Here is a 23,106-nt window from a genome sequence, read left to right as displayed (position 1 = left end):
TACGTGCCAATGTACATAGAACAAAAGCGGAACAAAAATAGTGTGTATTGAGGTTGAAAACGGTGAGCACCAGAAAGCGCCCACCGTATTTACATTACTTGCTTGCTACGGCTTTACTCTGCAAGAAAGCATCGGTTGCCTGATTCAACAACGTTTTTTGAGCCAGTTTGGTGTGTGCTGCTTCCATGCCGCGAGCTATCAATGGAGCTACTTCTTCCGGCGCATTGGCTTTAATCCATGTTTCGACCTGGTCGAGTGGAATCGAATTCCAGAATACATCGGGCGTCATACTCGCCATCATGGTTGTGCCTTCTGGTAGATAAGGCGCAATTAATCGCTCATAGTTTTTAGTGAAAATTGACCATGAAAGATCGGGATTATGCTCGCTCAACGTTAATGCCAATTGGAGCCGCATGCCGTCAGCTTGTTTAGGAATTTCATCCGATAGAACAATTTCAGATGCTTTGCTGGCAACGGCTGGATCACGTGCCAACATCATTACCGGGTAATAACGACGCATTTCAGTTTCGTTTTTAGCCGACTTGGCAAGAGCATGTAATTGTTCAAACTCTGCACCGCTGGCATTGAGTGCAACGATAGCCAAAATGAAACCTTGATTATCGACAGGAATTGCAGTTCTGTCTTTGACGAACAAAGCAAAGCGAGCGCGTGCTTCTGCTATCACATCGGCATCTCCCCAAGCACCTAAATCACTCAGAACGGTGCGACGCAGACGCTGAATACCCGGCGTTTCGCCGGCTTTGTTTTCCCATCCTAATTGATTAGCTAACGGTTTGATAATCGAGCGCGCATAGGTTACAAAAGCGTCGTAGCCAGGCGTGCCGCGTTCGGCATGTTCAATATCGCCGAGCGCCTCGGTAATAATCTGCCAGGAGCGCAAGTTTTGATCTGTTCCCATCGCGGAAGCCAGCGCAAAGAAGCCGGACAAGTTTTGTTTTCCAGCTTTAACCAAAGCCCATTGATCATCCAATAAAGCAATCCGGTCGCCATTACTCATGGTGGAAAAATGACGGTTATTGGCCTGCAAAGTGGCAGCATCATAGTTCGTGCGATAGTAGCCGACGGTGTCCGCATTTACCGATAGCGCTTCCTCACATTTGCCAGCAGCTTCGGTTTGACCATCTTTAGTCAATAACACTGATTTTGCTGTGGTGCTGGTACCAGTACGAATTTGCAGTGGGATATTCCAATGTGCAGTTCCAGCGCTATTGCCAGATGCTAAAAACTGTTGCTGGTTTAATGTGATGGAACGGTTACCGTTAGCATCGCAGTTTGATTGAACAGATACTAAAGGGAAGCCTGCTTGTGTAGTCCAGCCGCCGACTATTTCAGCCACGTTTTTACCACTGGCTTTACTTAATGCCTGCCATAAGTCTGCGCTGGTTGTATTGGAAAACGCGTGTGCCTTCATGTATTGACGGATGCCATCGCGGAACACATCAGGGCCAAGATAGGCTTCAATCATGCGCAGTACTGCCTGCCCTTTGTTGTAGGTAATGCTCGGATCAAAGGCGCTGGTCGCTTCCAATTCATTGGTGACGTGTTGCAAAATCGGATGCGAGTGTACGTTGGCGTCCGCGCTCATGGCGTCTTCTTTAGATGCATCTTGCGACTCCCACCAATGCCAGTCTGGATGACGTAAATCTGTTTCTTTAGCGGCGCGCCACGAAGCAAAACTTTCATTCAGCCACAGCTCGTCCCACCAGCCCATCGTGACCAAATCACCAAACCACTGGTGGGCCATTTCATGCGCTTGAATCGAGTAGACCGATTGATGTTGTCCCTTGGAGCTAGATGGCGTTAAAAGTAATGCCTGATCGTTATACGTGATAGCGCCCCAATTTTCCATTCCACCCTGGAAGCCGCCCGGCACAGCAATTGAATCTAGCTTAGGTAACGGAAATTTATAGCCGAAATAGGCATTGTAATCAGCCAAAATCTGCTTCGCGTTGGCGAGTGCTTCTGCACCGTTTTGTTCTTGTCCTTTAGCCGCAACGATATTTAATTTAGTGCCTTCACTTTCACCGCTAAGCATTCCCAAGTTACCGGCTGAAACGTGCACTAGGTAAGTTGGCATTTTTGGCGAGCGTTCAAAACTGGTGGTTGCTAATGTGCCGTTCACTTTACGGCTAGCGACCGGCATATTCGCAATCGCAGTCCAGGCGGCTGGCGCGGTCAGGTTTAACTGATAAGTAGCGCGGAATGCTGGTTCATCCCAGCATGGAAACATGCGGCGTGCATCAGTCGCTTCAAATTTACTTGATAGCATCATGTCCTTGGTGCCATCTGGTGCTGTGTACTCTTGGACGAACAGGCCATGTGGATCGGTTTCAATTTTTCCGGTGAAGGCGAAGGTTAGTTGGTGTTTTCCGACCTTGGCGTTGGTAGGTAATATAACGGTGGTTAATTGTGCCTTGTCATCAGATTCCACACTTTTAACTGGTTTTCCATCAAACAGCACTTTGCTTAATGTTTGATTTAGTGAATTGAACTGAATTTTATTAACAGCTTCGGTGAATTCTAGTGAGACTGTTTCAGTGCCGGTCAATTGATGCTGGGCTGCGTCAGGGGTGATGGAAATGACGTAGTCAGTTGGAATAACATTTTTAGGTAATCTGCCCGGTGTGGTGGTAAATGAATACGGAACCAGTGAGGTCGATGTTTCGGCAAAGGCAGCTTGGTAGGGCAGGGTGGCTGCAACGGCAGAGCAAAGTAGTAGTTTAGTGAAAATAAGCCCTGTTTCTGATGGTTTTTTGATTATTAACATGAAGTTATTCCTAAGGTTGTGCAAGTCGAATTATTAATTTAATTAAGTACTGCCCCCAATGTGGAGCCGAGGTAAAGTTTAGTGAATTTTTAATAAATTTAAGGTGAAATGCGATAAACGGATAATTTGTTGGGATGAAATGCAAAATTGGGATAGTAATTGGGGATTTGGTGGGATTAGATTAAAACGATTGTTATGTACAGCGGTGGTTGGAATTTGTATGTATTGCAGTTGGGGTTGTTGTTGACGTTGCAGTTGAAGTTGTTGTTGGTGTTGCTTTTGACCTACCTCCACTTCTAGTTCGGCCGGTTTTTCAGGGGAAAAAAGGATCAGAAAGGTTCGCTGTTTGAGCCGCAGGCGAGTTTCGAACTTTTCCCTTTTTTCTTCTGAAAAATCGGGGTTTCCGAAATAGCGTGGTCGCCTTTTTTGGGTTACCTTTTTTGGCGAAGCAAAAAAGGTGACTAGTTGCCGGTGTAGCAGGGGTTTTGAGTGGCATGCCACTCACCTGCGGAACGGTCTCCGCATGCAGGCGGAGATTCCCTCCCTATAGGGATACAGGGTCTACCACCGGCCCTAAGCCTTAAATATGTCATTTTGGCTGATGAATATTAGTCTAAGCAATATCATCTTTGAACTTGGAAATACGTCAAAACCGTATGAAGTGCGACTTGATTTTGAATTGCTTTCGGAGTTGATTTTAGGTTTGTAGGTCGGGGGTAGCCCGACAGCTACCTGCCTTTTTTGCGTCGCCAAAAAAGGTAGGCCAAAAAAGGCGACCACGCTATTTCGGAAACCCCGATTTTTCACAGGGAAAATGGGAAAAGTTCGAAACTCGCTACGCTCAAACAGCGAACCTTTCTTATCCATTTCCCCTGTGAAAAACCGGCCGAACTAGAAGTGGGGGTAGGTCAAAGGCAACTTCAAAAGCAACGTCAAAATCACCCGCAACCGCAACCGCAACCGCAACCGCAACCGCAACCGCAACCGCAACCGCAACCGCAACCGCAACCGCAACCGCAACCGCAACCGCACTACTACCTTGCGCCACGAATCAGATCAATTAAAACGTCAAAATAAACCGTGCCCCTTGATTAGCCGCTTTAACATAACGAACAGTACCGCCATTCCCGTGCACCAACTGCCTGACCATCGCTAAACCAATCCCGCTTCCTTTGGTTTTTGTCGTAAAAAACGGCGTAAAAATATGCGGGATCAGGCTTTCAGGAACCCCCGGCCCATTGTCACTAATTTCAATCCGAAGTCGGCTGCCGCGAGTGAGTCTGGCGTTGACGGTTACTGCACGGTTTTTGACGTCTGCCGTTGCTTCGGCGGCGTTGCGCAGCAAGTTAATTAAGGCTTGTTCTAATTGCCCGCTGTCTATCATCAATTCTAATGAAGTTGGTTCAACGGTAAATGTGGCTTTGCCGCCGCCGGCTTGCCATGCAGGGTCAACAAGTGCTGCAAGACGTGAAAATAGCTGCTGTATGCGCACTCGCTCTGGCGCTGCTGTGGGTACATTGGTTAATGAGCGGTAGTTCGACACAAAACCGACCAGGCTATCCGAGCGGCGACTGATGGCATCTAATGCTGTCGATAAATCGTTGCCTATCTCTTGCGCGTCAATCAATTCGGCATGTGTTTTTTCAGCGATTGTCGCGCCAATTTTCTCCCGCATTTCGGCAAGCAAATCATGCGCAGTGCGTGAGAGCGAGGCTACCGGTGTGAGCGAATTCATTATTTCGTGGGTGAGCACATGAACTAGTTGTTGCCATGCGTTGAAGGCGACGGTTTCTAATTCACTTTCTATCGGTAATATTGCAATCAGCCGTTGCGCTGCACCGTGAATGTGGATGTTATTTATGGACACCAGCGCCCGTTCTTGCCCACGCTCTGTGTCAAAGTTAATGATGTTGCGTTGACCGTTGTCGGACGCAGCTAGCTTGGCGTAAAAGCTGGGTAGGTTACTTACTCGTCCGGGTGCAATCAAGCGGCGTGCATAGGTGTTCAGCGGCGTGACAAGCTCATTGCCTGCAGATTGAGAACCACAAAACAAGGCGATCGGTGCGTGCTCCAGATGCGCTTCTAAGGTTAATAAATTTGCCGCAAGAGTTTGTTGATGAAGTGGGATCGCTACGGCTATTTCCTGAGCGGGGCGTTGGCTTTGACGTTCAAGAGTATGTAAAGCACGTCGTAACATTTCAGTGATGAGCAGGGCTAATAATCCGCAGGTAACAATCAGACGTGGCGCATGACTATTTTGTGCAGCGAATGCAGCCAATCCCATCAGGGTGATTACATAGACAGTAATGCGAAATCTGGTTGGGATGCCAAATTTAAATGCCATGTTTTTCTATTTTCCGGTAAAGCGCTGGTCGGCTAATACCGAGTGCTTTAGATGCCTGACTAATATTGCCTTGCGCGCTGGCTAAAGCGGTGTTGATTGCTTCGCGCTCAAGGGATTCAAGTCGTACGCTGTCGACGCTCATTGTTTCGGTGTCGGCTGGTGTGCTTGTGACGGTTGTTGCATTGGTTGACGCAGTTGGTAAGCCGAAATCATGGAAGTCGTATTCTGTATTGTTACCAAGAATAATGGCGCGTTCACAGGCTTGCCGTAATTCACGGACATTTCCCGGCCAGGGATAATTGACTAATCGTGACAAGGTCGTAACGCTGACGGGGCGCGCTGCGCGTTGGTATTGCTGTTGATAATGGTGCAGGTAATGTTCTAACAGCATCGGCACATCTTCGTTCCGCTCTCTTAGCGGTGGTACGCGGATGACGATCGTGTTGAGTCGAAATAATAAGTCAGACCTAAAAACCTGCGGCTGATATAGGCTGACTTCATCTAAATTGGTGGCACTGACTATGCGTACATCAATCGCAATTGGCTGGTCTGCACCCAATGGCGTCACTTCACGCCGTTCAAGCACGGTGAGTAGTTTGGCTTGTGCGCCGAGTGGCATATTTCCTAGTTCATCCAGAAATAAGGTGCCTCCGCGTGCCGCTTGAAAACGACCGGCCCGTTCACCTTGTGCGCCTGTAAAGGAGCCTTTGCGATGTCCAAACAATTCGCTTTCCAAGGTTGACTCAGGTAATGCGCCCATGTCGACCGATAAAAATGTATTGCCGGCACGGGTTGATGCGTCATGAATAGCGCGTGCTACCAGTTCTTTGCCGACACCATTTTCACCAAGGATCATCACGTTGGCGCTAGTGGGGGCGACGCTGGCTAACATGGCGCGCAAGTCATTCATGGCGCGTGAATTTCCTATTAATCCACTTTTAGCAACTTGTGGATGATTGGACGCAAACGTTGTTTGTTTAGATTTTTCATGCGCAAATCGCCGGGTAAGCGCCGCCTGAATAGTGGCAATAAGATGTTCGTTATCCCAGGGCTTGGTGATGAAGTCGGTTGCACCGCGTTTTAATGCTGCCACCGCTAATGGCACGTCGGCATAGGCTGTCATGGTAATCACTGCCGGCGGGTTGGCTTGGTTCTGCAACATATCGAGTAGTGCTAAGCCTTCACTGCCGTCGATACGACCGGGGGTGAAATTTAAATCCAGCAGCACTACATCGGGCTGCACCGATTTTAATAAATGAGTTAGACCAGTCGGGTCAGTGAGCGTATGTATCGAGCCAAAACGTCGACGTAGCAATAACTGCGCCGCGCAAGCAATGTCGGCGTCGTCGTCAATGATTAATATGGTGGCGGTGGGGTTGGTGTAGGGCATCTTGCGTTGCATTCTAGCATCGGCTTTGCGCTTGCGGCAATTGTTCAAAACGATGTTCGGAAACGAACGTTGCAAAGTGTTCGGAATCGGACAGTTTTTGCTGAAAGGCGATCAATTCTTGCAAATATAGGCTGGTTTTGAGCTGGTACGGATATTGCTTTATTAGATCGCATGAACCTGTTCCATCACCATTTCCGCCGCCATTTATGAATCATCCAAAAACCCCGTATGCCGTATCCGGCTCAGCCATGGACACGGTGGTACGTAAAAGCTATCGCAAGCAAATCATTGCATTGAGCGTGGGGGCCGTGTGCGTTGTAGCGTTAGCGATAAGCCTTTGGCGATGGATGCCGCATGGCTTGCAAGTAGAAGCCAGCGAGCTGCGCATGGCGGTTGTAGAGCGTGGTATTTTTTTAGATGAAATGGTCGTTAGGGCGAACGCTACACCACTCAACTCGGTCATTTTGGACGCTGTTGAATCTGGCCGGGTGGAAGAAGTTTTTGTGCGCGACGGCACCGTTGTTACGCAAGGGACACCGCTGTTTCGTTTATCCAATCCGCAACGTCAGATTGAGCTGTTAGCACGGCAATCAGATCAAGCAACTCAAATTTCCAATATTTCAAATTTACGTGCAGCATTAGCGGTCAGTATTACCGACCATGAGCGTCGTTTATCTGATTTGCAATTCAATTTCCAACAAGCAGAAAAGAAAAACATCCGTAATAAGCAACTAGCCGATAAGGGTTTTATTTCTGGCGTGGCCTTGGAAGAATCGGAAGATCAGTTAGAACAACAGCGCCATGTGCTTAGTCAGGAGCAATCACGCAGCAACGAAGAAATGGAAATTAAGCGCGGCGGTATCGCCCAAATGGAGCAAGCCAATGCGCGCTTAGCATCCGGTTTAACTTTGTTAAACGCCACGATAGACGCGCTCACCGTGCGTGCCCCGACGAGTGGCAGGTTGACCGACTTCCATTTACAGGTCGGTGAAGCGGTGGCGCCGAACCAGCATATAGGTCGGATTGATGACCCTGTGCGTTATAAGCTCTCAGCCGCCGTGGATGAATATTATTTAAATCGGGTCACCGCAAATCGACAGGGAAAAGCGCAATTGAATGATCAGGTTTTTCCCGTCGAAGTAAGCCGCGTTTATCCGCAAATTGACAAGGGGCAGTTCAAAATTGATATGGTATTTAAAGCTGAACAACCAGCGCAACTTAATCCGGGGCAAAGTCTGGATACGCAGATTGTCTTGGGTGACCCAAAGCCAGCGCTGTTGTTACCGACAGGTGCGTTTATTAATGATAGCGGCGGGGCTTGGGTGTTTGTTGTGAGTCCGAATGGCACTACAGCAGAACGGCGCATGGTTAAAATTGGCCGCCGTAGTAATAGCCAGATTGAAGTGGTTGCTGGACTGGCTGCAGGTGAAAAAGTGATCGTATCGAGTTACACCGGGTTTGGTCAGGCTACGCGTTTGCAATTGAATAATTGAGAAGTATTTTGTATCGCCGTGGTTGAGTTTGGCGGGTTTTGTAGGGGTGCCCCTTGTGGGTACCCATCGTTGATCAACCACGGGTACCCACAAGGGGCACCCCTACAATAATTACCTAAGTTTTAATACATAGCCATATATTTACTAACAGTGTGCAGTTAAACCATCGAAACAAAACACATTAAAAAGGGAAATCAACATGATCAAGCTTAATAATCTCAGCAAAGTCTATTCCACCGGAGAAGTCCGTACCACTGCGTTAAACGGCATTAATCTTGAAATTGATGCCGGTGAATATGTAGCGATAACTGGCCCGTCTGGCTGCGGTAAATCAACCTTGCTGGGTTTGTTGGGCTTACTCGATATTCCAGATTCTGGTGACTATTGGTTCGATGGTAAAAACGTGGCTAATTGGAGCGAAGCAAAATTAAACCAATTACGGCGCGGACGTATCGGTTTTATCTTTCAGAGTTTTAATCTGATCGAAGAATTAAGCGTATTTGAAAACGTGGAACTCGCCTTGGAATATGGCGACGTTCCAGCTCGCGAACGCCGCGACAGGGTCGCAGCAATTTTAGAAAAATTAGGTATCTCGCACCGTGCCAAACATCGCCCATCACAACTCTCCGGCGGTCAGCAGCAACGGGTAGCCATTGCCCGCGCATTGGTATCCGGCCCCGCCATGCTATTAGCCGATGAGCCGACCGGTAATCTGGATTCCGCGCATGGCGACGAAGTAATGCGCTTACTGCGCAAAATAAATTCAGAAGGCACAACGATTGTGATGGTGACCCACTCGCCCATGCATGCAGCGCAAGCCTCGCGCACTTTGCATATGTTGGATGGAAATATTTTGATTGATGCGCAGATGGCTGCGGCTTAGTTTGTTGAACTGCTTGCTAACATTTTTTTAGGAAAATCTAATGAATTTGCGCGATTTCCGTATCGGCTGGCGTTTGTTGGTTAATGAACCTGATTACTCGTTAGCCGCTGCTATTGAGCGGTATCTGGCAGGCAATGTTGAACATGTTGCTATCGGTTACAGGGCTTTGTTGTTTGCGTTGTTTATGGCGTTCACAATTGCGTTGATCGCGGTCGCTCGCCATGCATGGATTGCTATGCATATCCATCCTATTCATGTGTTGATTAGCTAATGAATTATATAAAGAGATAGCTATGAATCTACGTGACTTTCGCATCGGTTGGCGGTTGCTGATTCAAGAACCGGCTTATTCAGCTGTAGTATTGCTGGGATTAAGTATCGGCTTTGCCACCTGCTTTTTACTTTTTAGCTTTGTACGTTATTCGTGGCAATACAATTCAAAAATTCCCGATGTCGGCAATGTATATGTAGTGAAGGAACGCTACAACATTGATCCAGTAGCGCCTTGGTCCGATCTGGCTCCATTCTTGTTGCGTGAGGCCGCAATGAAGATGCCAGGTATAGTTGATGCAAGCGGCTTTCAAATTGGGCGTGATCTCACCATTCGCACCGGTGATCAATTACACAAACTGTACGGTATCCCGGTATTACCAGGATTTGCGCAATTGCTCGGCTTGCAGGTTATTGAAGGTGATATTAAATCAGCACTTGAACAGCCAGACAGTTTTGTCATCACGCAAGCAGCGGCTGAGCAAACTTTTGGTACTTCGCACGCATTGGGGCGCACTATTCAAACTTCCGGCAAGGTGCTGCGTGTTTCTGCCATCGTGCGCGATCAACCCGCCAATACAACCATTCCGTTCGACGCGTTGATCGGCACAAGTTCGGTATTATTTTCTGATGAACTTCGTAATAACATGCTTAGGGGAGGGAGCATGGGCAAACTGTTGATTCGTGTGCAGCCCGGTGCTTCCTTGTCGGCTATAACCGAAAATTTACAAAAAATTGTGGACGATGCGCCCCAAGTCTGGCACGGCTCACCCGAGATGAAAGCACGTCTGGGAAAGCGCAAAGTAATGGATATTAAGCTATCGCCATTGCGTGATGCGTATTTTGATCGTGAAGTCGCCAATAATCCGATCACGGTGCCAGGTGACCGTGGTGATCCGGCTATCGTCACCGGGCTAGCCGCCATCGCCGTACTGATACTCGCGCTCGCAGCGATCAATTATGTGAATTTGGCTACCGTGCGCGTTTTGCAGCGGCAGCGAGAGATCGGTATGCGTAAAGCGATAGGAGCGACAGCGCAACAAATCATTCTGCAATTTCTGTGCGAATCACTTGTTGTAGCATTGCTGGCGACAGGCCTTGGCTTACTACTGGCATGGTTGTTGTTGCCGGTATTTTCTGATCTGATGCACCGTAAGCTCGAGGACGTATTTTCTGCAGCCAATGTCGTAGCTGCTCTGATGATAGGCGCGCTGGTCGGCACACTTACAGCAGTTTACCCGACATGGATTGCAATTCGAGTTCATCCGTTGCAAGTTCTGGTGGGGCGTTCGGATACTGAATCGATGCGAGGCAGACAATTGCGCCGGATCTTGACTGTGTTGCAAATCACTGTTGCCCTGAGTTTGGCAAGCGTAACTCTTGCCATAGAATGGCAAACCAATTTCGCCATCCACGCGTCACCTGGTTTTGTTCCTGATCAGCTGTTGATTGTGGATCTTCCGGAGCGGATGAAGGACAGTGAGAAACCGCACGCTTTCACCGCTGCGCTGTCCCAGCAGAAAGGTATCGCTGGTATCGCCATCTCAACGGATGCAGTCGGTCGATCCAATGAGCGTTGGGGTATGGATGTCAGGCGAGAAGGCAAAGCCAGTGTTTTTCTGGAGATGAAATCGGTCAGTGCGAATTACTTTGAGCAGTATGGGATTAAACCGGTCGCCGGAAGATTATTTGATGCACGCATCGATAAGGAAGACGATCCAGAACCCATCATTCTGAATACGGTCGCAACGCACGCTCTTGGTTTTACGTCACCTGAAGCTGCACTCGGTCAGATTCTGTTTTATACCGATTTCCACGAAAAAAAATTAACCAAGCGCATCGTTGGAATTGCGCCAGAGCTGCGTTATCTCTCGTTGCATGAACCACCTCGTGCCACCGCTTGGGAACTTTATTTAAACGGCTCAACGCTAAGCGTGCGTTTTACAGGTTCTCTTAATGAAGCTGAACAAACTGTTCAAACACTATGGCCGACATATTTTCCAGACGCGATAATGGAAATGCAACCGGCCAAAGCTATTTTAGCCGCCAATTATGCAGATGAAACCCGGATCGCGAAGTTGTTGGCTATTTCGACTGGTATTGCAATGGCAATCGCCGCATTCGGTATCTATGCGTTATCAGCATACACAGTGCAACGTCGTACCAAAGAAATCGTATTGCGCAAGCTGTATGGTGCGCGCCAGAGAGATATTGCGCAGTTGGTCGTGAAGGAAATTGGACTCTTAACATTCCTGGCTGCGCTGATTGGATTGCCGTTCGCAGCCGTTGCGATTGAACGGTATCTGGCAGGTTATGTTGAACATGCTGCTATCGGCTACTGGACTTTGTTGTTCGCACTAATTACGGCGGTCGCAATTGCATTGATCGCGACCGCTCGCCATGCATGGGTCGCCATACGGATGACACCTGCGTTGATACTCCGCACTTAATCATTGATGGAGAAAATAAAATGAATCTACGTGATTTTCGTATCGGCTGGCGCTTGTTAATTAATGAACCTGCTTACTCGATGGTGGTGATATTCGGTTTAACGTTGGGCTTTGCAGTCTGTTTTTTATTGCTAGGTTTTGTGCGATATTCATTTAGCTACGATAGCCAAGTACCTGACAATGAAAACGTATATGTCCTTCAGCATAAAGTCAATATTATGCCGGTGCCGCAATGGATGGAATTTATGCCAATGCCGGTGCGGAGTGTTGCACTAAATAGTGGCATGGTCAGTTCTGTATCGGCCGCAATTCCAATTTCAGTGACAATTAAAGTCGGCAACCACATGGTTAAGGATGAATTAATGGCGGTAGACCCGTCCTTTCAAACAATGTGGGGTGTTATGCCATTGGAAGGGGATTTACATGCAGCGTTGACACGACCTGATGCTATTGCGTTGACAGTTAGCTTGGCTCAAAAGATATTTGGTGAAATGCATGTTCTAGGGAAAACGTTAGATATAAAGGGAAAGCAATTTCAAGTTGTCGCGTTGTTACCTGAGGCTCAATTAAACACGACATTACCTTATACCGCATTGGTTGGCCTTAATACTCAAGCCATGACGGACGAAGGGCGTTCTGGCATGCTAAGTCAATGGCAGCGTGTGACAGGGAAAGTTTATTTAAAGTTAGCCGCGGGAATAACTCCTGCACAAATGACTGAAATTCTGCAAAATGCTTTCGATCATTCGCCTTGGACTGAATTTCCACCTGAAATGTTAAAGCGATTGGGTCACAATAAGATATTCGATGTTCGATTAGTCAGTCTGCAAAATGCTTATTTTGATATGGATGTTGCTAATAATTTACGTAGTGGGCCGCGTGCCAGTAAACTTGGGGTGTTGGCGTTAGCGGGAGTTGCATTATTGATTTTAATACTGGCGTCAACCAACTTCGTTAATCTGGCAACAGTAAGAACATTACGTCGAAAAAGAGAAATAGCAGTGCGTAAAATATTAGGCGCAAAAGCAGGGCGCGTAGTCAGTCAATTTTTTGCGGAAGCTATTCTGGTTTCATTAACAGCGACTTGTCTCGGCTTGTTGTTGGCGTGGCTCTTGCTGCCACTATTTTCTGATTTGGTAAATCGACATTTAGGTAATTTATTTACGCCAGCTTATTGTTTGATTTCGTTAAGCATTGGTGTATTGATTGGCTTGGTCTCTGGCTTATATCCAACGTGGGTAGCTCTTAAGGTTCATCCGGCACTGGTTTTATCTGGTCGTAGCAATTCAAATTCAATTGGTTCGCTTTTAATACAACGCGGCTTAACTGCCTTGCAATTTTCCATCGCCATGATGTTAAGTGCAATAGCTGTGGCGATCGCATGGCAAACGTCTTTTGCTACTCATCGCGATCCAGGTTTTGATACATCAAATCTGATCACTATCACTATGCCGGATGATGCAGGTCATGAAAATATAGTCTCTTTCCGCGAGCAATTGTTGCATTTACCTGACGTGCAAGGAGTTACCGCAACGGAGAAAGCCGTAGGCGAGCAGGGAATTGGTAGCTCCACTGATTATAAAAGTGCAGATGGCAAGTCAGTTTCGGCGGTAGTTGCCTATGTGGGCGCTAATTTTTTTGACGTGTATGGCTTAAAGCCAGTATTTGGTCGTTTATTTAATTCGGCTATCGAATTCGATGAAAATGCTGGCGTGGTTGTTATTAACAGCGTGGCTGCGCGTGCTTTTGGGTTTGCCACACCGGAGGCTGCAATTGGTCAAATTATTCAAGGCACGTTTGCTGGCATGAAGCCGTTGAAAATAATTGGTATAGCGCCTGATATACGCCATCAAAATTTACGTGAAGTGATTCAACCGCTCGTTTATTTACCTAATAACGAAGACCTTTTAACGTTGACTGTGCGAACTAGCGGCGATGTGTCGCGACTTGAAAGCGCTATAGAAAACATATGGCAGAAAAAATTTCCGCCATATGCTTTGCAAATGCGTCGTGTGAAAAATGTGTTCATTGAAATTTATGCAGAAGATTTAGGTCTCGCCAAAATGATTGGTATTGCTAGTCTGGTCGCCATTGGGCTTGCTTTATTTGGCGTCTATGCATTGTCAGCCAATAACTTACAACGTCGCCACCGTGAAATCATTTTACGAAAATTGTACGGAGCCACTAGTCAAAAAATTGCAAAACTCGTTGCACGTGATTTTATTGGTTTAGTCGCCCTTGGAGCTATCGTGGGGCTACCAATAGCAGGTGTTGTCATTGCACGTTATATGTCCAGTTTTGTAGAACGCGCCCCGTTAGGGATTTGGCCTTTAGTGGCAGCTTTTGGATTGGCGTTGATCATCGCGCTGATCGCCACCTTGCGCCATACCTTAATTGCGATTCGGATGAAGCCTGCACAAGCTTTGAGTAACTAGAGTTAATAAGAAAGAAAAAATGAACCTGCGTGATTTTTGTATCGGCTGGCGCTTGCTCGCTAACGAGCCAGTCTATTCTTTGGTGGTGGTATTTGGATTGGCGTTAGGTTTTGCAGCGTGTTTTTTGCTGCTGGGTTTTGTGCGTTATTCATTTAATTACGATGCGCAAGTACCGGATAAGGAGCGGGTTTATTTTGTCAAGGAAAGTATGACTCTGTTCTCTCCCCCATTTTGGTCAAATTCAGCCAAACTGCCATTAAGTGACGTCATCAAAAAAAGTGGACAAGCGGTGGCGACAAGTTTTGTTTATCCGATTTATTCTGTCGTTCAAGTTGGTAACGTATCGCGAAAAATAAAATTGAGTTCTGTGGAAACAGATTTTCCGCAGATATTTGGCATACAAGCGTTGGAAGGTGACTTGCCATCAGCATTAACTCAGCCGGACGCAATTGCGCTGACCATGAGCACCGCGCAAAAAATATTTGGTGATAATCAGGCGTTGCATAAAACAGTAAAAATTGCAGAAAATCTTTATCGAGTAACGGCGCTCTTACCAGATCCACCTTCCAATACTGCTCAGCCTTATGAAGCATTGGTAGGTAAGAATACATCGGCTTGGCCTGAAGTTGAACGGGCTAAAGCATTGCATGATTGGGATAATACGTCGAGTCAGATTTATATGAAGCTCAGCCCGCACACTTCACCTGAAGTTCTGGAAAAAATGTTGCAGAAGGAGATCGATAAGTTTGGATTTGGGCGTAGCTTTAAGCCAGAAGAGTTGCTTAAGTTACGTGGTGGAAAAGCAATCGAAGTGCGGTTGGTTGCCTTGCCTGATGGTTATTTTGATCAAGATTTAATGTCGGATGACGGAGAGCATGCGAATAAAAAAATTGTGATTGGATTGGCAGCAGTGGCGATTTTAATTTTACTTTTGGCCGCGATTAATTATGTCAATCTTGCCATCGTCCGTACCTTGCGGCGTCAACGCGAAATTGGCTTGCGCAAATTACTGGGAGCAAGCGTTAATCGACTAGTTGGACACTTTCTTGCCGAAGCGATGTTAGTGTCGATGATAGCAACTGCTCTTGGGATGTTGTTGGCGTGGCTATTATTGCCGCTGTTTTCAGAATTGATGGTACGCAAACTAGACACGCTATTTACACTACAAAATTTGGTATTTTCTGCGTTGTTTGGAATCATTGTTGGTTTGTTGACGGGCGCTTATCCTGCATGGATTGCCTTGCGGGTTAGCGTCTCGGAAAGTGTGGCTGGCCGTGGAAATAGTGAAACCAGCAGCGGTTTATGGCTGAGGCGAATACTGACGATCATGCAGTTTTCTGTTGCCATGGGGTTTACGGGTTTAACACTGGCCATTGTTTGGCAAGCGCATTACGCCAGCAAGATTAATTTGGGATTTGATCCTGAAAAATTAGTGGTAATTGATTTGCCGGACAGTTTAATTAATCCGATTGACGTGATGTTTCGGGACAAACTGGCGCATCTTCCTGGTGTTTCTGAGGTCGCTGCATCGGCAGATTATCCCGGCAGTCCTAGAACTAAATGCATGAACAGGTCGCATAATAATGCGGGCGAGCCAGTTGAAATGTCCTGTCAGCCTGTCAGTGTTAATTTCTTTGATGTGTATGGTGTGAAACCACTTGCTGGACGCCTATTTAATTCCCATATCGATCAAGTTGAACATAGCAACGTGGTTGTGGTTAATTGGCTGGCTGCAAAAGCGCTGGGATTTCATTCTCCAGAAGAGGCAATCGGTCAAATTTTCCCTGTTGATGATAACAAAATCATTGGTGTTGTTCCCTATATCCGCCATCAAAACTTGCGCGAAACCGTTCAGCCAAATTACTACCGGCTTTCTAATGCCTTGCGTGTTTTAACCGTTCGTACTAACGGTGATTTTGACGCGTTGGAAAAAGCAGTAACAGCGCTTTGGGTACAGACATTTCCGACTGATACATTGCGCATGCGTAGATTATCGGACGCAATCGCCATCAATTACGCCGATGATTTACGCATGGCCAAATTACTGGCCGCTTCCAGCTTGTTAGCAATTGCGATTGCCGCTTTCGGGATTTACGTTCTATCCGCTTACAGCGTGCAACGCCGTACTCGTGAAATCGTTTTGCGTAAATTATATGGAGCCAACGGCGGAGCGATTGCGCGCTTGTTAGCACGCGAATATGGTGTGTTAGTCGCGATTAGTGCTTTGATAGGCTTACCGATTGCTTTCGTTGCAAGTGCCAAATATCTTGCTGAATTTGTCGAGCACGCGCCGATGGGAGTGTGGCCTTTAGTTGGCGCCTTGTTCGTTGCATGCATGGTCGCCTTCGTGAGTGTTTTGCGCCATGCGCTGTTAGCGATTCGGATGCCGCCTGCAGATGCATTGCATAATTAAACGAGTGCATATTATTAATGATAGAAGGAATATCAAATGAATCTACGTGATTTTCGTATCGGTTGGCGTTTGCTGATTAACGAGCCTGTCTATTCTGTCATGGTTGTCTTTGGACTGACGCTTGGTTTTGCGGCGTGTTTTTTGTTGCTGGGTTTTGTGCGTTATTCGTTTAATTACGATGCACAGGTGCCTGATAGGGAGCATGTCTACTCGGTAAAACAACGGATTAATCTAATTTCTGCGCCGCCAATTTGGACCGATGGAATTCAATTTCCATTCAGTGCCATTGCAAAAAAGAGCGGACTTGTGATAATGACCAGCTTTGTACATCAAATCGATGCGCTGATTGTGGCGGAAAACCACACGGAAATTCGATCGCAAAAAATTGAACTGAGTGCAGTTGAACCGGATTTTCCCCAGCTATTCGGCATTCAGGCATTGGAAGGTGACTTGCAAGCAGCCTTGACTAAGCCTGATGCCATTGCATTGACGCTGAGTACTGCGCAGAAGATATTTGGCGAAACTCAGATATTGCACAAAATAGTAAAAATAGATGAAAAATCGTATCAGGTGGCGGCACTTTTGCCAGACCCGCCGTCCAATACGATGGAACCTTATTTGGCATTAGTGGGCACCAACACGGCGGCATGGCCGGAGGCGGATCGGGCTAGCTATGTGAATAACTGGGACGATGGAGTTGGGAAACTGTATTTGAAACTGCGTGTTGGTGCTACGCCAGCAGCGCTGGAAAACGTTTTACAAGATGCGGTAGATCGTTTTGGACAGCTTTCAAAAATGGGGCCTGATGCATTACGGAAACGAGGCGGCATAAAATTGCAAGACATGCGCATAGTCTCTTTAGCAGACAGTTATTTTGATCAGGATCTGAATAGGCACGGCGCATGGGGGAATAAAAACGTGGTGATTGGCTTAGCTGTCGTCGCGATCTTGATTTTACTGCTGGCGGCGATTAACTACGTCAATCTTGCTATCGTTCGCACCTTGCGGCGGCAGCGTGAGATAGGTTTGCGTAAGGTGCTAGGGGCAAGTGTGCATCACATCATCGGCAATTTTATGGCGGAAGCGTTGCTGGTTTCAGTTGTTGCCACAACGCTTGGGATATTGCTGGCCTGGTTATTGTTGCCGCTTTTTTCGGAATTGATGGCCCGTAAATTGGATGCATTATTCACATCGCAAAATCTCATGCTTTGCGCATTGTTTGGGTTAATCGTCGGCTTGGTGACAGGCATATATCCTGCATGGATCGCGTTGCGCGTGAGAGCTGCTGAAAGCGTTGCCGGACGCGGAAATCTGGAAACCGCCAGTGGCTTGTGGATACGGCGAGTGTTGACGGTAATGCAGTTCTCAGTGGCGATGGGGTTTGCCGGATTAACGCTAGCTATTCTGTGGCAAACCAATTATTCCCGCAAAAGTAATCCCGGGTTTGATCCGACTCAATTAGTGGTGATCCGTATGTCGATCGATTTAAATGATCCAATAGGCGTGGCGTTTCGAGATCAACTGGAACACTTACCCGGCGTTACTGGCGTTGCTGCGTCACTCAACCCGCCTGCCAACAGTTCACATAAAAGCGCGAATAGCGTGAAGAGCAAAACGGGTCAAGAAGTAGTCCTCTCCAGTCAAGATATAAGCCCTAATTTTTTTGATGTAGTTGGCGTCAAGCCGCGCGCTGGGCGTCTGTTCGATCCGCGCTTGGATCAAGCCGCAAATAACCATGTAATTCTTAATTGGCAGGCTGCGCAAGCGTTGGGTTTTGCTTCCCCCGAAGCCGCAATCGGGCAGATGGTTTCCTGGGGCGGAGATATGACCAAGCAAATCATCGGCATCGCGCCTGATATCCGACATCAAAGCAATCGCGAAACCGCGCAAGCTGTGGTGTATTTGCTGTCCTCCCGTATGACGGTACTGACCGTGCGCAGTACTGGCGATTTTGCCAGCTTGGAAAAAGCAGTGGCTACTATTTGGACACATTCATTCCCTACTGATGACATGGTGATGCGCAGGGCACAAGATGTCGTCGCTGAAAATTACGCCGATGATTTACGCCTGGCCAAATTACTAGCCGCTGCCAGCGTGTTAGCAATTGCGATTGCCGCTTTTGGTATTTATGTTTTATCCGCTTACAGCGTGCAACGCCGCACCCGTGAAATCGTTTTACGTAAATTGTACGGGGCAAATGGTGGAGCAATTGCAGGCTTGCTAGCACGTGAATTTGGAATACTAGTCGCGATTAGCGCGCTGATAGGCTTACCGATTGCGGCTGTTGCAAGCGAAAAATATTTGGCGGAATTTGTTGAGCGCGCACCGATGGGAGTTTGGCCTTTGGTTGGCGCATTGGCGCTCGCCTGTGTGGTTGCCTTCTTTGGTATTTTGCGCCATGCATTGCTGGCGATTCGGATGTCGCCAGTAGTGGCTTTGCGAATTTAAGGCATTCAATCTTAATTTATGCCATTATTTTTCAGGCGCGGCTAGCCAGTTTTCTAATTGCAAGGCTGGCACTTTCACGAATTCTTTGATGTTATTTGTAACTAAAATTAACCCTTCGCTACGTGCATGCGCTGCGATATGAAAATCATTGACACCAATTGGCTGACCAATTTTTTCAAGCGCGGCACGAATCGCTCCATAATGTTGTGCAGCTTTTGCTGCATAGGGCAATACCGTCACCCGGCTACAAAAGTCTTCAACAACGTTTAAATTGGCTACTGGCTGGCTACTTTTTTCTACACCATGCAATAGTTCGCCTAAAGTAATTGCCGAAATCGCCATATGATTTGTGTGATTATTAAATACCTGTAAAAGCTCAAGTGGCCGGCGTTTAAGCACATAAATCACTATGTTGGTATCAAGCAGATATTTCAGCATTAGAATGCCTCCCGATCTGCTTGATGCTGCGTGGCACGCTCTTCTAAAAAATCATCGCTGACTGGTGGGGTGTTCAGGAAAAAGCTATTCCAGGACTCGCCGACCGGTGCAATAATGCGCTCATTACCAACGGCTCGGACTTCTACTTTGGTGACTTCTTTCGGTAATCTTAATTCCAAAGGTATGCGAACTGCTTGGGTGCGATTTGAAATAAACACAGTGCTGATTGTCATTTTTCAACTCCAAAAATATGGTATATCGCAGAAGTATATCGCATTGTTTTCACATCAGCACATTTTTCATTTGCCGTAAAAAGCATCCGCTTTCATTAGGCAAACATCCTTTATGCAAATTTAATAACTCCCGCCAGAGTTTTGTCTGTTGCAACAGGTATTTCGTTATCGGAATTGATCGGCTCGCTGAGTTATGTGCTGGATATCATCGGAGGCCAGCCCGAAGATCAATGATGAGATTTTGAAAGATAAGAAAAAAGCACCTTACCAACAAGTGGCAAGGTGCTTTTTCTTACACAACTAAATCTGAATAGTCGATGTTAAGAAGCCATTGATTTACGTCCGCCCAACAGTCCCGACAACTTAATTACCTGTCTAAATATCCAGCGTACAAAGATCAAGGTCAGGAACGCTTCAAACATAGTTAGGAAGAACGCCACCACCACATTCATCCGTTCTGTACGTGCCGCCATTTTTGCAAACATCCGGTCACGAGCGATTTCGATGCTGTCGTAAAAGGTCGGAACTACCAGCAAGGTCAGCATCGTAGAAGTAATGGTGCCGCCGATGATGGCAACAGCCAATGGCCGGTAAAACTCGCCACCTTCACCCATACCGATAGCGACCGGCATCATCCCCGCGATCAGCGCGAAAGTGGTCATTAAAATTGGGCGCAAGCGCATGCGTCCTGCGTACATTAACGACTCTTCACGGTCATGCCCTAATGCCTCATGTTTGCGAGCGCAATCTAATAACAAAATAGCGTTTTTAGCGACCAGACCCATCAGCATAATGACGCCGATAAAACTCATTAAATTAATCGTGCCCTTAGTCAGTAACAGCGCAATGACTACGCCGATTAAACTTAATGGCAACGACAACATGACCGCTAATGGTGCCGTGAATGAACCGAATTGAATCACCAAAATCAAATACATCAAACCGATACCCATGATTAAGGCAATAAACATTTCGCTGAATAATTCTTGCTGACTACGTGCAGCACCGCCCAGTTCAATACCAAAACCAGGTGGGAAATCAATTGCCTTAGCTATGGTTAATGCATCGGATGTGACTTCACCGGCAGAGCGGCCTTCTGCGTTGGCAGATACATTAATCATCCGTTTGCCATCGCTATGTTCAATTTTGGATGGGCCTTTACCCATTTTAATGGTGGCAATCTGATCTAACGGAACCATCGAGTTGCCACCATTGACAGCAATTGGCAAGTGCTCAATATTTTCTGCGTTCAGTCGGTCATCCGCCTGTAAGCGTACCGCCACATCGCGTGACTCACCGGTAGGATCAACCCAGTCACCGACTTCAACACCCGCAAACGCCACGCGTAAAGATTGCGCTGCATCGGCCACAGAAATGCCTAGTGAATTTGCCAGACCGCGATTCAGTTCAATCTGCAATTCGTCTTTAGGTGCTTGCTCAGACAAACCCACATCAACCGCACCGGGAACATGGCGTAACTTCTCCATGAAATCGTTGGTGATTGTTGTTAAGCGTCGTGAATCGGTACCGAAAAATTTAATTTGCACTGGCTTGTTACCGCCATTATTTAAATCATCTTGCACCACATATTCAGCGCCGACTAAGCGCTTCATTAAGCCGCGCAGTTCCACCGCGATCTGGCTGGCTGAGCGTTTGCGTTTGGTGCTTTTGCCGATGTCGACATATATCCGACCACCGGCCGCATTTACATTGCTATTTGTTGCCACGGTTTCTGATATTGTGCGTGCCAGTTCAGCCGCTTTTTCAATTTTTAAACGATTATATTCAATGCTGGAGCTGGATGGGGTACGTACATCAATTGCGATTTGTCCGGCGTCCGTTGCTGGTAAAAAATCGGTGCCGCCCAATGTGGCTTGTAACGCTATCGCCCCGACTAAACTAGCTCCGGCAATCACTGCCATGGAACGGCGGTGATGCAAGGCCCAGGCGATAACACTGCCATAACGATTTGCCTGATGATCAAACCAATGATTAAATTTTGATAGCCATAAACTGATGCCGCGTTTTGGCTTCAAATGCTGACCAACCGGGTCGCCCCAATAAGCAGATAACATCGGATCTAACGTGAATGAAATAAACAGGCTGACTAATACTGAAATAGCCACCGTGAGCGCAAATGGTCTGAACCATTCGCCAGCCTCACCCTGCATGAACGCGACCGGGATAAATACCGAAATGATCGAAAACGTGGTGGAGGCAACCGCCATACCGATTTCGCGCGTACCTTCCGACGCTGCCGTGCGTCGGTCTTTACCCATTTCCATGTGCCGTACAATGTTTTCGCGCACCACAATCGCATCATCAATTAACACTCCAATCGCTAATGACAAGCCGAGCAAGGTCATAAAGTTTAAGGTAAAGCCACAGGCCCAGACGGCAATGAAAGCGGCAATAACGGAGGTAGGTAAACTTAATGCCGTAATCAAGGTAGAGCGCCACGAATTTAAAAATATGTACACCACAAAAATGGTGAGAACAGCGCCGAACATCAGTGAATCAATCACATTATCTAAGCTGCTTTGAGCGTTTTCTCCGCCATCATTGGTCACGACCAGGTCGGTTCCATTCGGCAGGGTTTTATTAATTTCAGCAACCAGGTCCCGAACTTTATTCGCCACAGTAATAGTGCTGGAGCTATTGGCGCGAACCACGGAAATGTTCACATTAGGACGCGCATTACGTACGCTGTAGCTATTCACTTCGGCAAAGCCATCTTCTATGCTCGCTACTTGTGCAAGGCGTACTACCTGGTCGCCATTATGTTTGACCACAATTTGTTCAAATTCAGCCGGGGTTTCAATGCGACCAACCAGACGTATGCTTTGTTCACTTAACGTGCCGCGTACCTTGCCGACCGGCGCATTGGTATTTTGGTTGCGCAAAGCATTGACTACTTCATTCACCGAAACATTGTATTCACGCAGTTTTTCGGCTTTTAATAACACGCTCAGTTCGCGTCGCAAAGCACCGTTGACGGTGACAACCGCAACGCCATCAATCGCCCTGAATTTTTCGGCTAACTGGTCTTCAGCTAGGCGAGAAATTTCAGCATGCGACTGTACGGTGGAGGAAAGCGCAATCTCCATAATCGGGTCTGCTGCGGGGTCTATTCTTTCCAGCACGGGTTCGCGAATTTCTGCCGGAAGTTTGTAGCGTATGCTGCCAATTGCATTGCGGATTTCATCGCCTGCTTCGACCATATTTTTACCGAACTTGAAAAAAATCAGAAAGGTAGCGCTGCCTTCATTGGCAGTGGAGCGCATCTGATCAACACCGGTAATGCTTTGTAGCGATTTTTCAATACGGTTAATCACTTCATGCTCAACCGTATCCGGCGACGCACCTGGGTAGGGGACGCTGACTACGATCAAGGGGAATTGCACGTCGGGATTTTGATTTACCCGTAATTTTTTAAGAGCCAATAATCCCATGCACATTAGCATGATGATGATGACGATCGTCGCAATCGGACGCTTAATACTAAAGTCAGATAAGAACAT

General features: G+C 47.2%; 14 protein-coding genes. 7 read left to right on the top strand and 7 right to left on the bottom strand.

The genetic code is table 11. The features are described from left to right. Positions 1-94 precede the first annotated feature (94 nt). The 4 genes from S2091_RS00780 to S2091_RS00755 form a co-directional block, all read right to left on the bottom strand. Positions 95-2,788: a M1 family metallopeptidase gene (locus S2091_RS00780; protein WP_105529870.1), complete on the bottom strand. Its 2,694-nt coding sequence runs from the start codon at positions 2,786-2,788 to the stop codon at positions 95-97. A gap of 859 nt (positions 2,789-3,647) precedes the next feature. Then, the gene (locus S2091_RS00765; RefSeq protein WP_105529867.1) at positions 3,648-3,836 is read right to left on the bottom strand and encodes a hypothetical protein; all 189 of its coding nucleotides are present in this window, start codon (positions 3,834-3,836) and stop codon (positions 3,648-3,650) included. A gap of 12 nt (positions 3,837-3,848) precedes the next feature. After that, positions 3,849-5,132, bottom strand: coding sequence for a sensor histidine kinase (locus tag S2091_RS00760; protein ID WP_243405259.1), 1,284 nt, complete (start codon positions 5,130-5,132; stop codon positions 3,849-3,851). After that, the gene (locus S2091_RS00755) at positions 5,122-6,534 is read right to left on the bottom strand and encodes a sigma-54-dependent transcriptional regulator (protein ID WP_243405258.1); all 1,413 of its coding nucleotides are present in this window, start codon (positions 6,532-6,534) and stop codon (positions 5,122-5,124) included. The genes S2091_RS00760 and S2091_RS00755 overlap by 11 nt, the downstream gene beginning before the upstream one ends. Before the next feature lie 194 nt (positions 6,535-6,728). Between S2091_RS00755 and S2091_RS00750 the strand changes: the two genes are divergently transcribed. The 7 genes from S2091_RS00750 (at position 6,729) to S2091_RS00720 (ending at position 18,914) form a co-directional block, all read left to right on the top strand. After that, positions 6,729-8,015, top strand: coding sequence for an efflux RND transporter periplasmic adaptor subunit (locus tag S2091_RS00750; RefSeq protein ID WP_243405257.1), 1,287 nt, complete (start codon positions 6,729-6,731; stop codon positions 8,013-8,015). Between the two features lie 199 nt (positions 8,016-8,214). Next, a complete protein-coding gene (locus S2091_RS00745; protein ID WP_105529866.1) occupies positions 8,215-8,898 on the top strand; it encodes an ABC transporter ATP-binding protein in 684 nt (227 codons plus the stop codon). Between the two features lie 40 nt (positions 8,899-8,938). Then, positions 8,939-9,169, top strand: coding sequence for a hypothetical protein (locus tag S2091_RS00740; RefSeq protein WP_105529865.1), 231 nt, complete (start codon positions 8,939-8,941; stop codon positions 9,167-9,169). Between the two features lie 22 nt (positions 9,170-9,191). Then, positions 9,192-11,618 (top strand): FtsX-like permease family protein, encoded by a 2,427-nt coding sequence (locus tag S2091_RS00735; protein WP_105529864.1) that lies wholly within the window; start codon positions 9,192-9,194, stop codon positions 11,616-11,618. Between the two features lie 20 nt (positions 11,619-11,638). Beyond that, on the top strand, positions 11,639-14,053 hold the full coding sequence (locus S2091_RS00730; RefSeq protein ID WP_165794870.1) for an ABC transporter permease: 2,415 nt from the start codon (positions 11,639-11,641) through the stop codon (positions 14,051-14,053). A 19-nt stretch (positions 14,054-14,072) separates the two neighbouring features. Continuing rightward, positions 14,073-16,466, top strand: a complete 2,394-nt coding sequence (locus S2091_RS00725) for an ABC transporter permease (RefSeq protein ID WP_105529862.1) — start codon at positions 14,073-14,075, stop codon at positions 16,464-16,466. Positions 16,467-16,502: 36 nt separating this feature from the next. Beyond that, complete coding sequence (locus tag S2091_RS00720; protein ID WP_105529861.1) at positions 16,503-18,914, top strand: ABC transporter permease; 2,412 nt, start codon at positions 16,503-16,505, stop codon at positions 18,912-18,914. 24 nt (positions 18,915-18,938) lie between these two features. Here the strand turns inward: S2091_RS00720 and vapC are convergent, their stop codons facing one another. The 3 genes from vapC to S2091_RS00705 all read right to left on the bottom strand — a co-directional run bounded on the left by vapC (position 18,939) and on the right by S2091_RS00705 (position 23,106). Further along, positions 18,939-19,352 (bottom strand): type II toxin-antitoxin system tRNA(fMet)-specific endonuclease VapC, encoded by a 414-nt coding sequence (vapC, locus tag S2091_RS00715; RefSeq protein WP_105529860.1) that lies wholly within the window; start codon positions 19,350-19,352, stop codon positions 18,939-18,941. Continuing rightward, complete coding sequence (gene vapB, locus S2091_RS00710; protein WP_105529859.1) at positions 19,352-19,585, bottom strand: type II toxin-antitoxin system VapB family antitoxin; 234 nt, start codon at positions 19,583-19,585, stop codon at positions 19,352-19,354. The genes vapC and vapB overlap by 1 nt, the downstream gene beginning before the upstream one ends. 320 nt (positions 19,586-19,905) lie before the next feature. Further along, positions 19,906-23,106, bottom strand: coding sequence for an efflux RND transporter permease subunit (locus tag S2091_RS00705; RefSeq protein ID WP_105529858.1), 3,201 nt, complete (start codon positions 23,104-23,106; stop codon positions 19,906-19,908).

This window comes from Solimicrobium silvestre (genome assembly GCF_002976435.1).
In the GTDB taxonomy this organism is placed as follows: Bacteria; Pseudomonadota; Gammaproteobacteria; order Burkholderiales; family Burkholderiaceae_D; genus Solimicrobium; species Solimicrobium silvestre.
The sequence above is the reverse complement of the archived record's forward strand: the minus strand, read 5'-3'. Positions and strand labels throughout refer to the sequence as shown.

What these genes read in the sequence shown, in the direction of transcription:
- S2091_RS00780 (WP_105529870.1), bottom strand. Translation starts at nt 2,788, where the DNA reads ATGTTAATAATCAAAAAACCATCAGAAACAGGGCTTATTTTCACTAAA.
- S2091_RS00760 (WP_243405259.1), bottom strand. Translation starts at nt 5,132, where the DNA reads ATGGCATTTAAATTTGGCATCCCAACCAGATTTCGCATTACTGTCTAT.
- S2091_RS00755 (WP_243405258.1), bottom strand. Translation starts at nt 6,534, where the DNA reads ATGCAACGCAAGATGCCCTACACCAACCCCACCGCCACCATATTAATC.
- S2091_RS00750 (WP_243405257.1), top strand. Translation starts at nt 6,729, where the DNA reads ATGAATCATCCAAAAACCCCGTATGCCGTATCCGGCTCAGCCATGGAC.
- S2091_RS00745 (WP_105529866.1), top strand. Translation starts at nt 8,215, where the DNA reads ATGATCAAGCTTAATAATCTCAGCAAAGTCTATTCCACCGGAGAAGTC.
- S2091_RS00740 (WP_105529865.1), top strand. Translation starts at nt 8,939, where the DNA reads ATGAATTTGCGCGATTTCCGTATCGGCTGGCGTTTGTTGGTTAATGAA.
- S2091_RS00735 (WP_105529864.1), top strand. Translation starts at nt 9,192, where the DNA reads ATGAATCTACGTGACTTTCGCATCGGTTGGCGGTTGCTGATTCAAGAA.
- S2091_RS00730 (WP_165794870.1), top strand. Translation starts at nt 11,639, where the DNA reads ATGAATCTACGTGATTTTCGTATCGGCTGGCGCTTGTTAATTAATGAA.
- S2091_RS00725 (WP_105529862.1), top strand. Translation starts at nt 14,073, where the DNA reads ATGAACCTGCGTGATTTTTGTATCGGCTGGCGCTTGCTCGCTAACGAG.
- S2091_RS00720 (WP_105529861.1), top strand. Translation starts at nt 16,503, where the DNA reads ATGAATCTACGTGATTTTCGTATCGGTTGGCGTTTGCTGATTAACGAG.
- vapC (WP_105529860.1), bottom strand. Translation starts at nt 19,352, where the DNA reads ATGCTGAAATATCTGCTTGATACCAACATAGTGATTTATGTGCTTAAA.
- vapB (WP_105529859.1), bottom strand. Translation starts at nt 19,585, where the DNA reads ATGACAATCAGCACTGTGTTTATTTCAAATCGCACCCAAGCAGTTCGC.
- S2091_RS00705 (WP_105529858.1), bottom strand. Translation starts at nt 23,106, where the DNA reads ATGTTCTTATCTGACTTTAGTATTAAGCGTCCGATTGCGACGATCGTC.